This is a genomic window from Bacillus sp. GM2, from assembly GCF_056155945.1.
In genome coordinates, this window is sequence record NZ_JBRKSZ010000007.1 from 350,491 (window position 1) to 364,522 (window position 14,032).

The following is a 14,032-nucleotide window of genomic DNA, read 5'->3' on the forward strand; positions in this document are numbered from 1 at the left end:
GGCAATGATGGCGAGTCAAATGTGGCCGTTACAAAAAAAAACGCCCGCTGTCTTTAGAGAGCAGCGGGCGGGGACATGTTATAGATATTGGTTAATCACATTCAAGTCATTTGTATTTAATTTATATTGGAAAACCGGCCTGCCGATCGTCCCGTAGGCCATTTCTACGTTGAGAACTTCGATTTCCTCCAGAAACTTTAAGTATTTGCGGATTGAAACTTGAGAGATTTCCGTGTGATTGGCCAAATCTTCCGTTGTGAACGTCAAGCTGTCAAACGATCTGATGCTTGACCAAATGAGCTTCAGCGTGCTTTTGGTCAGCCCTTTTGGCAAATGTACCTTTTCGGGCGCGCGTTTTTTTTGAAAAAGTTCAAAATCCAGCTCTTTTTGGCTGATATTCCGGTTGCTTGCATAGAGCTGCTGCTTCCGTTTGTAATCAGTGAGCGCGCTTTGAAACCGCTCAAATTCGAACGGCTTGATTAAGTAATCGACGGCCCCGAAGCGCAGCGTTTTTTGAACAACATCCATTTCACTGGCCGCTGAGATGACAATCACGTCGACAGCTTGATTTTGGCGTCTGATCTCAGTGAGCAGCTCGACGCCGTTCCTGCCAGGCATATAAATGTCGAGCAGGATCAGATCGATATGCTCTTCCCGAAGGAAGGTGAGAGCCTCTTGAAAAGAAGCGGCAATTCCCTTCAGCTGAAATCCCTCTACTTGGCTGAGGTAACGTTTATTCAGCTCTCTTACCATCGGGTCATCTTCAACAATTAATACATCAATCATGGTCATCCTCCTTTGGTTCATACGGAATGCGGAGACTGAATGTCGTTCCTTCATTCTTTTCGCTCGTCACGACGATATGTCCATTTAAATTTTCAAGGCTTTGTTCGACGAAATAAAGACCGAACCCCCGATTGGGGCCCTTTGTTGAAAAGCCTTGGTCAAACATTTTCTGCTGTTCCTCCTTGGATATGCCGACTCCCGTATCCGTGACTTCAATATCAAGCTGTCCGTCATGATGGCGGAATGAAATCGAAATATTTTTCTTCTCAGTTGCGGAAACGGCATCAAGGGCATTGTTGAGAAGGTTCCCGATAACGGTGATCAAATCGTGAATCACCGCTGTGTTGGCTGTATCCGGAATCCTCGTGCTGCAATGAACCTCCAACGAGGCCCCCTGTTCCCGAATATAGCTCTGTTTGCCGAGCAAAAAGCCGGCGAGTACCGAGTTTTTGATATGGTTGATAATTCCGCTCGCTTCAGACTGCTGATAGATCGCAATGTCTTTTATATAGTTTCCAAGCTCGTCGTAGTTCTTTAATTGAACAAGACCGAGAATGACGTGGAGCTTGTTCATAAACTCGTGCGACTGCGCCCTGAGCGCGTTTGCGTACATTTTAACACCGGACAGCTGCTCAGCTAAGTGCTTCACTTCGGTTTTGTCGCGGAATGTCGCAATCGCTCCGACGATGTTTCCCTTTTTTAAGTGAATCGGAACTTCATTAAAGACAAGTTCAAGGCCATTGATTCTGACATCGCGGTCCTGAACGGGCTTCTGTGTTTCGATCACTTGTTTCAGTCGGCTGTTTGGCAAGATGTCGAGTACATCCCGGTCGATCGGATTCTCTTCGATCCCCATTTTTTGAAACAGGCGCTTCGCTTCCGCATTGGCGAGCTTGATTTTTCCTGTTCGATCAACGGCGAGAATCCCTTCTTTTGTCGACTCAAGCATTGCGCTTCGTTCGTTCAAAAGCGTTGCAATTTCATATGGTTCCATGCCGAACATAATCGTTTTCACTTTCCTCGCCACGATGACAGCTCCGATGATTCCGGCGACGATGCTGAGGACGATGACCGTATATAGAGGGCGGAGATTTTGCTGGGTGATCTGCTCAATCTCGTTAAGGGTGATCCCGACCGCTACCGCTCCGACCTGGGTGCCCGTTTTATTATAGATGGGAACGAAAGCCCTCAGTGATTCACCGAGCGTGCCTTTTGCCGTACTAATGTGGCGTCGGCCCTTCAGCACTTCTTTTTCGTCCCCGCCGGCAAATTTCTTTCCGATTCTATTCGGATCGGGGTGGGTTTTGCGGATGCTGTTCATATCCATGACAACGACGAATTCAGTCTGGGTGATTTTTTGAACGCGGGCGGTGTATTTCCGGAGCTCTTCGTATTCGCCGCTTTCCAGCGATTGTGCCGTAATCGGAGCCTCGGCGACCATCTCCGCCGTCTGCAGGGCAATCTGCTGCTCCTGCTCCCGAATGTTCCTTGCGGTCTCAGAGCCGACCATAAAAAACGCGATCAATAAAGAAATTAAAACGACGACGCAGACAAATATCGTTAACCGTGTCTGCAGTTTTAATGTTTTTTTCAACGGCGATTCCTCGCGATCTATTGATTAGTCAACACATAATACTTTACAAGTAAATGGCGAATTTGTGAAGAATCCTGCACCTTTCTGCCGCATTAGCAGAAATTAAAAATATGGAAAATATTCTTGTCAACAGGTCATAAGTCGTACATAATGAATGAGGAACATATCAGAAAGGGACTTTTTTTTATGAAAAATACGTATGTAACAGGCTTTTTTCCTTTTATCGCAATTCTTCTTTTCAGTTCATCTCTTGCGATTTCTTCCGTTATCTATGCCATGCAGATGCTGTCTTCTCTCGGCATCTACAAAGGGATGCTCGAATTTTTCTCTGAGAGCGGCATCCGGATGGCTTTGTTTGCTGTGTTTACGCTGATTTTTTTCATGGTATTTTCCGCTTTGAAGCTGATTGCCAATACAGTGACAGAGCTTGCCCTTTTATTTTTCGCCAAAGATCCTGAAGGAGCGAATCTGAGAAAAATCAGGATCGGTTCTGCCGTGTATCTAGGAGCAAGCCTTTTATCTTTTATTTTTGTCCAATATGCCGCGGGAATTGCAGCGCTTTTTTTACTCGCAACTCTCGTATATTTTATTTTTATCGTTTATACGATCCACAGCACGCTTTCATTCATGTCATTAATCGGTTTTATTATGTTTGAGCTGCTGTTTTGGTTTACGTTTATGATCGGGACGGTGTATATCATCATCAAGCTTTATAACAGCGTCATGGCGAGCCTGCCCGTTTGAGCCATGCAAAAAACCGGAGCGCGGACGTTTGTCCGGCGGCTCCGGTTTTTTTATGATAAAAATCGTTTTCTGATCTCAGGACCGGGAACGGTGCACTCGCTTTTTTGCCCGAACCATTTGTAGCGGTTTTTCGCAATGACACTGTAGACGGCGTCCCGAAGCGGCCGGGGAATGATCAAGAGGGCGGAAGCGGCCCGCCAAAGGCCCGGGAGGCTTTTCACCACGTGCAAGGCGGCCGTTGACTTTTGATATACCCGGCCGTTTTCGATCAAAATAAAGCTGTCAAAATGATCGGAAGGGAGGTGATATTGCTTGAGCAGATTCCCTCCGGCGTCAGATTGCAGGGAAGCGAATGAAAATAAGCCTTCAGGATCATGTTTGATAATGAATTGCACGGCTCCGTCGCAAAAGTTGCACACGCCGTCAAACAGAACGATTCGATCGGGCATATCCGCCACTTTCATCCACCCCTTTTTTTAATTTAAGATGCGTATTGCAGCGTTCCTCTCCAGATTAAAAGTTGAGGTCCCGCGTGATGCAGGTACTCGACAGTGCCTTTTGCCTCTTTTCCGACCCATACACTCATTGTGTATGTATCCGTCAATCCGACAAACCAAAGGTCTCTGTACCCGTTGGATGTTCCGGTTTTTCCTCCTACATATCCGCCGCTGAAATTCGCTTTTTTTCCGGTTCCTTCTTTGACAACCGCTGCTAAGAGTTCGCGCATTTGGCTGTTTGTCCGCATGCTGAATACTTGCTGCGGCTTGTCTTTCCATTTGTATAGCGTTTTTCCTTTTAAATCCGTCACCTTTGTGATTGCATGGCTGGATGTGTAGCTTCCGTTATTGCCGAAGGTCGTATAGGCATCAGCCATCTCCAGCGGTGAGAAGCCCCATGTAAATCCGCCCAGCGCAGCAGGAAGACGGTAGTCGTTTTGAACGATTTTATCGAATCCGAACGGTTTTAAATAGCTGAATCCTTTTTGCACGCCGACCCGGTTCAGCATACGTACGGCTGGTGTATTATACGAATATTTAAAGGCTGTCTTGATCGACACGGTTCCGTATGTTCTTTCGTTGAAGTTGTTCGGACAGTATTCCTTGCTGCAAAATTTGCTTGCGTCAATCATGCTGCCTGCCGTCGCACCCGTTTCTTCAATGTACGGCCCGTAGTCAAGGAGCGGCTTAATTGATGACCCCGGCTGCCTGTATGCTTGGAATGCCAGGTTATAATCGTACTTTTTATAGTTTTTCCCGCCGGACATGGCGACGATTTGATGGGTTTGGTGGTTGATCACCACTGCTCCGCCTTGTACGCCTTCATAAGGGAGGCGGTTCTTCACTTGCTGGACGACACGGTTTTGCATGCTGGTATCGAGCGCCGTATAAATTTTGATTCCGCTTGTCGTGAGGGAGCTGATTCGGTTTGACAGCTCTTTTTCGATTTTTTTCTTTTCTTCTTTTGTTTTTGCCTTTTTCAGCCGTTCGTCAAACCCTTCCGTAGCGGACACCAATTTGGTGAATTCCTCGTTGACATAGGTCGTATAGTCGGGATAGTCGTCTTTCTTTTCTTTCACGTTAAGCGTAATTTTTTGCTTAACGGCTTTGCTGTATTCTTTTTCGGTGATCACGCCCGCTTTTTTCAGCCCTTCAAGCAGCCGCTTTTGGCGGGTTTTTGTGTAGTCAAAATGTTTCAAAGGATCATATAATGTAGGGTTATTAGGGATCGCGCAAATAAACGCCGTTTCGGCAAGGCTGAGAGATTTCAAAGGCTTGCTGAAATAGAAAGAAGACGCGGATCCAATTCCGTAGACCCCGTGATTAAAATAGATGGTGTTTAAGTATTTCTCAAAAATTTCTTCTTTTGAAAGCTTTTTTTCCAGCTGGTAGGAATACAGGAGCTCAGTGAACTTGCGGTCGAAGGTTCGTTCATGGTTCAAATACAAGTTTCTCGAAAGCTGCTGTGTAATCGTGCTGGCCCCCTGATCAATGCCGCCTTTTTTGACATTGGCTGCGGCGGCCCGGGCCATCCCGATAAAATCAAAGCCTTTATGCTGAAAGAAATGACGGTCCTCCGAAGTCAGAAACAGCTGCTTCACATGTTCAGGGATATCTTTATAGGGGACGAATACCCGGTTTTGGTGATCTGAAACGATTTCGGAAATCAGAGCGCCGTCCCTGTCATACATGTAGCTGTTTTGTACAAGGCCGATATCCTTTATATTGATCTTCTCATCGAGCACCTGATCGAGAGGCTTCATATTCTGAGCTTCCCGGCCGGAGGCCATTAAGGTAAAGACAAATATAGGTATTAACATCAACAGAAAAATCCATCCAAAAAATGAACGCAACTTTGTCACTCTCTTTTCGCTAAATTCTAGCCATATCGTACCATTCTTTTTGGATATCGAGAAGGATAATTTGATAGATTGGCAGTTTTTTTATCCGATTTCAGCTTGCTTTCGCCTCTGATTTTTTTTGCTGGGACCTTTGGAACATCAGAAGGCATGCTCCGCCGAAAAAGAGGACGGCAGTTGCGTAAAAGGCGGAAGAAATACCGAAAAAGCTGGAAAGAATGCCGCCGAGCACCGGGCCGATGACATTGCCTAAAAATCTGAAACTTACATTATAGCCAAGCACTTCTCCTTGTATAGGCCCCGGTGATTCAACCCGGATTAAAGCGGTGATGCAGGGAATCATCCCGCCAAGTGCGATTCCGAACAGAAAGCGGAAGAACACAAGCGTTTCATACTGAGATGTAAGTCCTTGCGGGATAACGCAAACCGCGGCAGCCAGCGCGAGAATCATCAATATTTTTCCGTGGCCGAACCGGTCGCCCAAAGCGCCCCATTTTCTCGCAGCGAGCAGGCTTCCAAGGCCGGTTGCAGAAAAAGCCAGCCCTGAAAAAAATGCGAGATTCTGAGTTCCGTGCAGTTCGCTGACGTATAAAGCGAGCAGCGGCTGAACACTGAAGTTTCCCACTTGAATCACAGCGGTGAGGATCATCGCCGTGATCAGCGGACGCTGATGCAGAATCGTCTGCAGAACCTGCTTTCTCGTGTACCCGGCGGAAGCATCGCGCTTCTGCTTCAGGGGCCGTTCGCGCACTCCGGCAAACACGAGGAAAACCGCGCTGTAAATCGCAAATGACGTAATGAAAAACGTATATGTAAAACCGACGCGATCGGCGAGCAGACCGCCGAGCAAGGGGCCGAATAATCCTCCCGAGACCGTGCCCATCTGCAGCGTGCCGAGCACTTTGCCAGCCGTTTTTTTCGGCGTCTGAGCCGAAATCATGGCAAGGGAAGTGGGAATGAACCCGGTTACGAGCCCCATCGCCATTCTCAAAAAAAACAGCTCGTATACGGACGAGACAAGGGACATGAGAAGAATGGAAGTGCCGATTCCGGTACCCGTGATCAAGAGGATTTTTTTATAGCCGTGTTTATCGCCGAACCTTCCCCAAAAAGGAGAAACTAAAAAGGCCATCAAAAATGTGACGCCGAAAACGTATCCGCTCCATTTTGCCGTAAATCCGTCCGAATAGCTGCCAAGCGTCTCAATATAGAGGGAAAGAAACGGCAGAACCATTGTGGAGCTTGCGGCCACGAAAAAATTCGCAAACCACATGATCACAAGGTTTTTCTTATAAACAGAGATGCGAATCACCTTCTTAAAAAATTTGAATTCCCTTTCATTATAAATGAAATGCGAAAGCTGCATGGAATTGATGCTCTATAGAATGACGAAAAATGGGCATTTGAAGGAATTTTCAACATTTTCAGAAAATAAAACCTTAAATATAGAAATATAATGATATAATAAGAGAAATATGAGCGTACTTTGGAAAACATTCAGAAGACTATAGGCTTGGATAATTTCAATCCGCTGCGTTACCACCATAAGTTTTTTATATTGAGATAGAAAGGCAGGTGTGAAAGTTGGAAGCGAGCACCTTACTGATTATTGATTTTGAATTTACAATGCCTGAGGGAAAGTATCACCCGCAAAATTTTTTCCCGGAAATCATAGAAGCAGGGATTGTAAAGGCGGTTCATGATGAGGTGGTTGAGACGTTTTCAAGCTATATTAAGCCGAAGAAGTTCCCTAAATTAACGAGGCGCTGCAAAAATTTTCTCAGCATCACGCAGGAACAGGTTGACCAAGGCATCACGTTTAACGCGCTGATTGAAAAGCTGCGGGAGCTTGATCCTGACCGAAACAGCGTCATCATTACATGGGGAAACATGGATATGAAAGTGCTGAAGCAAAATTGCATGTTCAACCATGTTCCGTTTCCGTTTAAAGGAGAGATGAGGGACCTTTCCATGGAGTACAAGGAATTTTTCGGCGACAAAACATTGACGAATTTGTGGAAGGCAGCGGAAGAGTACGGCGATTCAGGAACGGGAAAACAGCATAAAGCGCTTGACGACGCGATGACAACGTATAAGTTGTTTCGGCTCGTAGAACGGGATAAGAAGTATTTGGAAAATCCGAAGCCGACGACGATCGGCGAACGGGTTGACCTCTCAAAAGTCTTTCCGCACGCCACATAAAAAACCCAATCTGACAAACAGATTGGGTTATTTGTGCAGGAAATATTCTTTTTCAAGCCCATGAATAAGCTCAAGCGATTTTGCCGCGTATTCGGACGAATCGTTTTGCAGATCCGTTTTTAAGCGGCTCAAAGCTGAGCGGAGCGAATCCGCATAATCCGGTACAGCTTCATCGAACGGCTTCACCATGCGGTGCGGGATATTCGTCTGTTCACCGTAAGCGAGCGCTTTTCGTTCATGAAAAAAAGGGACGTCTGCCCGATTGGGATGATGAAGGTCGCCCTGCTTCGGATGGGTCAGCACGGCGAGGATTTTGACCAGGTAGTGCATCGGTTTAACATCCGTAATTTCGCCGATGTAGACGCCTGTTTTATAAAAGCCCTTTACGCGATCTCCGACTTGAAATTGGTTGTTCACTGCATCTGCCTCCTAATGGTATCATAATAAATAAATGGTAAAAAAATCATTTCAGGGAGGAAGAAAAATGGCGCCGTTTCTGATTCAGTTTATGCTCTATTTTCCTGAAGACAAAAGAGAATATATCCCTTCTTTTATTACGCTGGCCGTTTTCTTTATCATCGCGATCGCTGTATTCCGGCTGATTATCAAGCATTCCAAAAAAGAAGCTGAAAAAGCGGAAAAGCTGGAAAGAGAATTGAATGAAACCATCCATAAACGCTCTTAGAAGCGCCCGGCTTTCAGCCGGAACGCTTACGAAAAAGCGGTCTTCAGACGTCGGAGTCCGTCTTTTACAACAGAGAGCGAACATCCGACATTCATTCTGACGAATCCTTCTCCGCCCGGTCCGTACTTCGGTCCCGGCTCAAGAATCAGCTTTCCTTTATGAAGGAGAAGCCGTTTGATGTCCTGATCCGACAATCCGAGCTTTCGGCAGTCAAGCCATGCCAAGTAAGAGGCGTCAGGCTCCATCATGCGGACCTCGGGCAGCTCCTCTGCCAAAAAGCGGCGGACTTCTTCCATATTTCGTTCAATGTATGGGATAAGCTGATCGAGCCATGGTTCGCCTTTTGAATAGGCCGCCTCGATGGCTGCAATCGCAAATGTATTTAAAGAATGCAGTCCCTGACGCTGCATGACCTTTGCAAAGGCGGTTCTCTTCGCTTTGTCGGGTATGATGATGGCTGAGGCCTGCAACCCGGCCAAGTTAAACGTTTTGCTCGGTGCAATGCATGTGATGGATATATCCGCGAATTCCGGAGATAAAGAGGCGAACGGCGTATGGTTCAGTCCGTTCAGCATCAGGTCCGAGTGGATTTCGTCGGAAACAACTGTGACACCGTGTTTAAGGCAGAGTTCGCCAAGCGTTGTCAGTTCCTCTTTCGACCATGAACGGCCGGAAGGGTTATGCGGATTGCAAAGAATGAACAGCTTGACATCCGGTTCCACAAGCTTTTTTTCAAGGTCGGAAAAATCCATTTCATAGCGGCCGTCTTTTTCGATTAATGGATTATGTAAAACAACCCGCCCGTTTTTTTCAACTATATCAAAGAACGGCGTATATACAGGCGGCTGTACGACCACCCGCTCGCCAGGCTCTGTGTACGCCTGAACCGCTTGGGCGAGCGCTGTTACAATGCCCGGGCTGAAGGTGATAAACGCCGGTTCAGTATTCCATCCGTGCCGGCGGCTGAGCCAATCGGTGACAGCTTCCTTCGTGCCCGCGTTTGCAGATGTATAGCCGAAAACCCCGTGCTCCAGGCGCTGCTGAAGGGCGTCAATAACAGGCTGAGGGGCACGAAAATCCATATCAGCCACCCACATTGGAAGCGCGTCATTTACGCCGAATAATTCCTGTGTTAAGTCCCACTTTACAGACTGGGTCCCGCGTCTGTTATGCTCTGTATTAAAATCCATGATCTCACCTCATGTCTTTTTCATATGTTATACATTAACTGTGAAAAGGATAGATTGCAATGTTTTAACCATGAAAGCTTTTATAAAATAAAGGGAGTGGCAGCTGGTGGAATGGAGCAGCATCCTTGAGTGGGCTTTTCAGCGTCATCTCAACCCAATGAGCTGGTATATACGCCCGCTCTTTCTGGTGGCGCTCGCGTACTTTTGTTATAGGCGGTCTTGGAAAGGTGTCATCATTACTTTTTTGCTGATGACGAGCAGCATGGTTTGGTTTCCCGTCCCCGAGCGGATCAATCCGGAGATGCAGGCCGTTTTGGATTACGAGCTAATGCTTTTGTCCAACCCGCTTTCAGCCGTGGTCACGCTCGCTTTCATGATGGGTTTTCTCGTGTTGATTGGCACGGCATTTTGGAAGCGCTCCTTAGGGTGGGGGCTTGCGGTATTGAATGTGACGCTGATCGGAAAGGTCGTGCTGTCAGTGATGCTGACGGGGGAAAACGGCTGGGCGCCCCTCGGAAATACCGTCTTTGGATTGATTCTCGTCAACGGCATCGGGCTGCTGCTGATCGCCTGGAGGGAGAAGCGGGGAAAAGCCGGCCGTTAGCCTGCGGCTTTCCTTATCGACAAGCCGGCATGTTGTGATACAATAGCCTTTGAAACATTAATATGAAGCGGTGATCATGATGAAAGAAAGTCAGGCAGCAGCACAAATCATACACATCATAAAGGAATGGGATCCGTTTCAAGCCGGACCCGATTTTTATGAAACGGAAGCGGCCGAAATCGTTCAGGCCGTCTATACGGAAGACGATGCAGAGCGGCTGGGCGAAGCGATCCAGACCGTTTTTGAAGTATCGTTTGATCAGACGCTGCCTCTGTCGGAATGCAAACGGCTGGCTGAACGGCTCCTTGTGATCAAAGACAGCAGTTCGTGCTGAACAGAATTTAAAAACCGCCAACCGGCGGTTTTTTTATGTTCATGTCAAAATGAAATTGGCAATCTTGTCTGATACATAATCCGGATTTTCTTCAGGGACGAGGTGTCCGGTTTCTTGCAGGGAGTAGAAAATGGAATTGGGCAGATCCTGATGAAGCCTTTTTCCGATCTGTACCGGGACGACGCGGTCCTCTTCGCCCCAGATCAAGAGGGAAGGCGTCTCGATTTTCTTCAAATCATCCGGTGATAAATCGCCTTCCCGGTGTCTGATAAGACGTGCGAGCGCCCTGAAAATTTGATCATCGAGAAACGGTTTCAGGTAGCCGTTGATCATTTCCTGATCGATCAGGGAGCTGTCGTAGACAACATTCATGAGGTTTTTCAGGACGCCCTGTTTTGACAGCCAGCGCTTGATGTACAAATAAAAATAAGGAATATGGCTCCCGAAAATAAGCGAGCGGGGCGAACGCTTTAAATAGCCTGAGCTGCACAGCAGGACGACTTTTTTGAACAGTTCAGGCCTTTCCTTTATCGCATAAAGTGAAATCTGGCCGCCCATCGAATGACCGACAAGCACGGCGTCTTTAATCTTCAGCCTTTCGATCAGTTCGATGACCACCCTGGCCATGTTTTGATAGGTATACACAAAGGTGCTGGATTTTTCTGATTGGCCGAAGGGAGGCAGGTCAACGGCGACTAAATTAAACTCATCCTTCAGAAGAGGAATGATTTTTCTGTAGCAAAACGAGGAAGAAAGAAAACCGTGTATTAAAACGAGCGATGTCTTGCCTGGATTCTCGTAATGTTCATAATATATATTGACCCCTTGAATGGTCTCGATAGAAGGTTTTGTTAACAGCATGATCCAAATCACTCCGAATGTTTTTCTTTCATGTTCAAACAATCTGGCTGCATGTTGTCGCCTAAGTCCTGAGTATGTTATTTATCGTTCCCGAAAAAAATTTTTTCACGCTGCGATTTCGCTTTTTTTACCGCCTTACATTCGTATAAAAACGTGCTATAATATTCAGAAGATTTCTTGACATATAAAAGGTGTGATAACGAGATGAAGCTAACAGAAAAAGAAACAGAAATATTGGAAATATTAGAGGAAAACAGCCGCCTCGAACCTGAAACGATTGCTAAAATGGCGAACATTTCACAGGAAGAAACAAAAGCGATTATTGAAAAGCTTGAAAAAGAAAAGGTCATCATCGATTATTCTGCAATGATCGACTGGCGAAAAGTCGACGGCCATGAAGGCGTGACAGCGATGATCGATGTGAAAGTAACGCCGAAGCGCGGCGTCGGATTTGACGAAGTGGCCGAGCGGATTTATCGTTTTCAGGAAGTTGAATCCGTTTACTTGATGTCAGGCGTATATGATCTGTCTGTTGTCATCCGCGGCAGAACGATGTCGGATATTTCGCATTTCGTGTCCGAAAAATTATCGACGCTCGAATCGGTCGTGTCGACAACCACCCACTTTATTTTAAAGAAATACAAGCATGACGGTAAAGTTTTTGACTCCGGTGATGATGACAAAAGAATCGTGGTGTCTCCTTAAATGAGGACAACTTATATTTCGAAAGCAGCCCAGCAAATCAAACCGTCGGGCATCCGCAAATTTTTTGATCTTGCGTCCACAATGGAAGGCGTGATTTCATTGGGCGTCGGAGAGCCCGATTTTGTAACGGCGTGGAATGTCAGGGAAGCGAGCATCCTTTCCCTTGAACAGGGCTACACGTCATATACGGCAAACGCGGGTCTTCTTTCTTTGCGGAAAGAGATCAGCGCTTATCTGAATAAACGCTTTCATCTGGATTATGCTCCTGATGACGAGCTGATTGTCACAGTCGGAGCAAGCCAGGCGCTTGATATTGCGGTCAGGGCGATCCTTGATCCCGGAGAAGAAGTGCTGATTCCCGAGCCTTGTTTTGTCGCTTATGAAGCGCTTGTTTCTTTGGCGGGGGGAAAAGCGGTTCATATTCACACGAACGCAGCGCGCGGATTTAAAGCGAGTGCAGCCGATTTTGAAGCCGTTCTGACTGAACGTACGAAGGCCATTATCCTTTGCACCCCGTCTAATCCGACAGGCTCTGTGTATTCAAAAAAAGAACTGGAAGAGATCGCGGCTTTTGCTGAACAGCATGACCTGATTGTAATAGCGGATGAAATATACGCCGAGCTGACATACGATGAAGCGTATACAAGCTTTGCGGAAATCGCCGGAATGAAAAAGCGGACGATATTGATATCGGGTTTTTCGAAAGGGTTTGCCATGACAGGCTGGCGCCTTGGATATGTCGCAGCTCCTGCATATTTAAGGGACCCTATGCTGAAAATTCACCAGTACTCGATGATGTGCGCGCCAAGCATGGCTCAATTTGCGGCGGAGGAAGCCCTTAAAAACGGTCTCGAAGACGTCGAAAAGATGAAAAAAAGCTATCGCCGCCGAAGGAATGTATTTGTGGATTCACTGAACGAGATCGGGCTTGACTGTCATCAGCCGGGGGGCGCTTTTTACGCGTTTCCGTCCGTTAAAAAAACGGGCATGAGTTCAGAACAGTTTGCTGAGGAGCTTCTCATGGCAGAAAAAGTCGCCGTCGTCCCGGGCAATGTTTTCGGTCCGAGCGGCGAGGGCTATATCAGATGTTCCTATGCTTCCTCGCTTGAACAGCTTCAGGAAGCACTCGTCAGAATGAAGCGCTTTGTGGAGAAGGTCGGTGCAGTAAAATAAAAAAATGCGCACCTGAAAGGTCCGCATCAACATAAGGGGGGGAATACTAGAAAGCCTTAGTTGTTCTTTAGTATTCCCCTTTCAGCTCGGTTTTAAACATACAATGCTTAAAAAAGTTTTTTTGCTTAATAAAGACTTGTATGATATAATTTTTTATTGCGTATAAAAAGAGTTAAATTCATATGATTTAGGAGTTGTTAGTTATGACAGCAAAGTTTGAAGTAGGCAGTGTTTACACTGGTAAAGTGACTGGATTACAGGCGTACGGAGCGTTTGTTGCATTAGATGAAGAAACACAGGGACTCGTGCATATTTCTGAAGTAACACACGGTTTCGTTAAAGATATTAATGAACATTTGGCGGTCGGTGATGAGGTGCAAGTGAAGGTTCTTTCCGTAGATGAGGAAAAAGGCAAAATCAGCCTTTCTATCCGCGCTACACAGGCAGCTCCTGAACGAAAAGAAAGCAAGCCTAGAAGACAAAAGGCTGTTCAAGCCGAAGATACAGCTGCTCCACAAGGATTCAACACTTTGAAAGACAAACTTGAAGAGTGGATCGAGCAGTCCAACAGAAAAGATCTTATTAAGAAGTAAATGAAAAAACTCCGGCAAAAGCCGGAGTTTCAGCGTGTCGACAAACCCTCGCATTCGTTGTCAGGCCTGCGCGTCGGTGCTCACGAATTCCAACATTCGCTCCGCTCCGATGCTCGGCCTTCCTAGACTGCAAGGGTTTTCAATCACGCTGAAAGGATGACAAAATCCCAAAACAAAAGCCGTTTTGGGATTTTGTCAACAATCT

General features: G+C 46.6%; 16 protein-coding genes. 8 read left to right on the top strand and 8 right to left on the bottom strand.

Going from position 1 to position 14,032, the window contains the following annotated elements:
- Window positions 1-78: 78 nt before the first annotated feature.
- The gene (locus tag ACVC9U_RS02695) at window positions 79-786 is read right to left on the bottom strand and encodes a response regulator (protein WP_003184821.1); all 708 of its coding nucleotides are present in this window, start codon (window positions 784-786) and stop codon (window positions 79-81) included.
- Window positions 779-2,380, bottom strand: a complete 1,602-nt coding sequence (gene malK / locus ACVC9U_RS02700; protein WP_441390104.1) for a malate sensor histidine kinase MalK — start codon at window positions 2,378-2,380, stop codon at window positions 779-781. The genes ACVC9U_RS02695 and malK overlap by 8 nt, the downstream gene beginning before the upstream one ends.
- A 186-nt stretch (window positions 2,381-2,566) precedes the next feature.
- On the opposite strand from malK, the gene ACVC9U_RS02705 reads away from it, so the two are divergent.
- Window positions 2,567-3,124, top strand: coding sequence for a YufK family protein (locus tag ACVC9U_RS02705; protein WP_009329502.1), 558 nt, complete (start codon window positions 2,567-2,569; stop codon window positions 3,122-3,124).
- A gap of 50 nt (window positions 3,125-3,174) precedes the next feature.
- Here the strand turns inward: ACVC9U_RS02705 and ACVC9U_RS02710 are convergent, their stop codons facing one another.
- From ACVC9U_RS02710 to ACVC9U_RS02720, 3 genes are all read right to left on the bottom strand, one after another.
- A complete protein-coding gene (locus tag ACVC9U_RS02710) occupies window positions 3,175-3,588 on the bottom strand; it encodes a thiol-disulfide oxidoreductase DCC family protein (protein ID WP_009329501.1) in 414 nt (137 codons plus the stop codon).
- A gap of 17 nt (window positions 3,589-3,605) precedes the next feature.
- Window positions 3,606-5,441 carry a transglycosylase domain-containing protein gene (locus ACVC9U_RS02715; RefSeq protein WP_044051839.1) on the bottom strand — a complete coding sequence of 612 codons (1,836 nt, stop codon included), beginning with the start codon at window positions 5,439-5,441 and terminating at the stop codon, window positions 3,606-3,608.
- 133 nt (window positions 5,442-5,574) lie between these two features.
- Window positions 5,575-6,846 (bottom strand): MFS transporter, encoded by a 1,272-nt coding sequence (locus ACVC9U_RS02720; protein ID WP_003184810.1) that lies wholly within the window; start codon window positions 6,844-6,846, stop codon window positions 5,575-5,577.
- Between the two features lie 218 nt (window positions 6,847-7,064).
- On the opposite strand from ACVC9U_RS02720, the gene kapD reads away from it, so the two are divergent.
- On the top strand, window positions 7,065-7,682 hold the full coding sequence (gene kapD / locus ACVC9U_RS02725) for a 3'-5' exonuclease KapD (RefSeq protein ID WP_003184808.1): 618 nt from the start codon (window positions 7,065-7,067) through the stop codon (window positions 7,680-7,682).
- A gap of 27 nt (window positions 7,683-7,709) precedes the next feature.
- On the opposite strand, the gene kapB is transcribed toward kapD, so the two are convergent.
- Window positions 7,710-8,099, bottom strand: a complete 390-nt coding sequence (kapB, locus tag ACVC9U_RS02730; protein WP_003184806.1) for a kinase-associated lipoprotein KapB — start codon at window positions 8,097-8,099, stop codon at window positions 7,710-7,712.
- Between the two features lie 67 nt (window positions 8,100-8,166).
- Here kapB and ACVC9U_RS02735 point away from each other — a divergent pair, with 67 nt between their 5' ends.
- Complete coding sequence (locus ACVC9U_RS02735) at window positions 8,167-8,367, top strand: hypothetical protein (RefSeq protein WP_003184804.1); 201 nt, start codon at window positions 8,167-8,169, stop codon at window positions 8,365-8,367.
- 26 nt (window positions 8,368-8,393) lie between these two features.
- On the opposite strand, the gene ACVC9U_RS02740 is transcribed toward ACVC9U_RS02735, so the two are convergent.
- Window positions 8,394-9,557 (bottom strand): MalY/PatB family protein, encoded by a 1,164-nt coding sequence (locus ACVC9U_RS02740; RefSeq protein WP_003184802.1) that lies wholly within the window; start codon window positions 9,555-9,557, stop codon window positions 8,394-8,396.
- A gap of 106 nt (window positions 9,558-9,663) precedes the next feature.
- On the opposite strand from ACVC9U_RS02740, the gene ACVC9U_RS02745 reads away from it, so the two are divergent.
- Together ACVC9U_RS02745 and ACVC9U_RS02750 are read left to right on the top strand one after the other, a co-directional pair.
- Window positions 9,664-10,161 carry a hypothetical protein gene (locus ACVC9U_RS02745; RefSeq protein WP_011198245.1) on the top strand — a complete coding sequence of 166 codons (498 nt, stop codon included), beginning with the start codon at window positions 9,664-9,666 and terminating at the stop codon, window positions 10,159-10,161.
- Between the two features lie 79 nt (window positions 10,162-10,240).
- Entirely contained in the window at window positions 10,241-10,495 is a 255-nt protein-coding gene (locus ACVC9U_RS02750) for a DUF1871 family protein (RefSeq protein WP_011201725.1), read from the top strand.
- A 39-nt stretch (window positions 10,496-10,534) separates the two neighbouring features.
- Here the strand turns inward: ACVC9U_RS02750 and ACVC9U_RS02755 are convergent, their stop codons facing one another.
- Entirely contained in the window at window positions 10,535-11,356 is an 822-nt protein-coding gene (locus ACVC9U_RS02755; RefSeq protein ID WP_009329497.1) for an alpha/beta fold hydrolase, read from the bottom strand.
- A 204-nt stretch (window positions 11,357-11,560) separates the two neighbouring features.
- Between ACVC9U_RS02755 and ACVC9U_RS02760 the strand changes: the two genes are divergently transcribed.
- The 3 genes from ACVC9U_RS02760 (at window position 11,561) to yugI (ending at window position 13,827) form a co-directional block, all read left to right on the top strand.
- On the top strand, window positions 11,561-12,061 hold the full coding sequence (locus ACVC9U_RS02760) for an Lrp/AsnC family transcriptional regulator (RefSeq protein ID WP_003184796.1): 501 nt from the start codon (window positions 11,561-11,563) through the stop codon (window positions 12,059-12,061).
- Window positions 12,062-13,234: an aminotransferase gene (locus ACVC9U_RS02765; RefSeq protein ID WP_441390105.1), complete on the top strand. Its 1,173-nt coding sequence runs from the start codon at window positions 12,062-12,064 to the stop codon at window positions 13,232-13,234.
- A 203-nt stretch (window positions 13,235-13,437) separates the two neighbouring features.
- A complete protein-coding gene (gene yugI / locus ACVC9U_RS02770) occupies window positions 13,438-13,827 on the top strand; it encodes a S1 domain-containing post-transcriptional regulator GSP13 (protein WP_009329495.1) in 390 nt (129 codons plus the stop codon).
- Window positions 13,828-14,032: the final 205 nt, after the last annotated feature.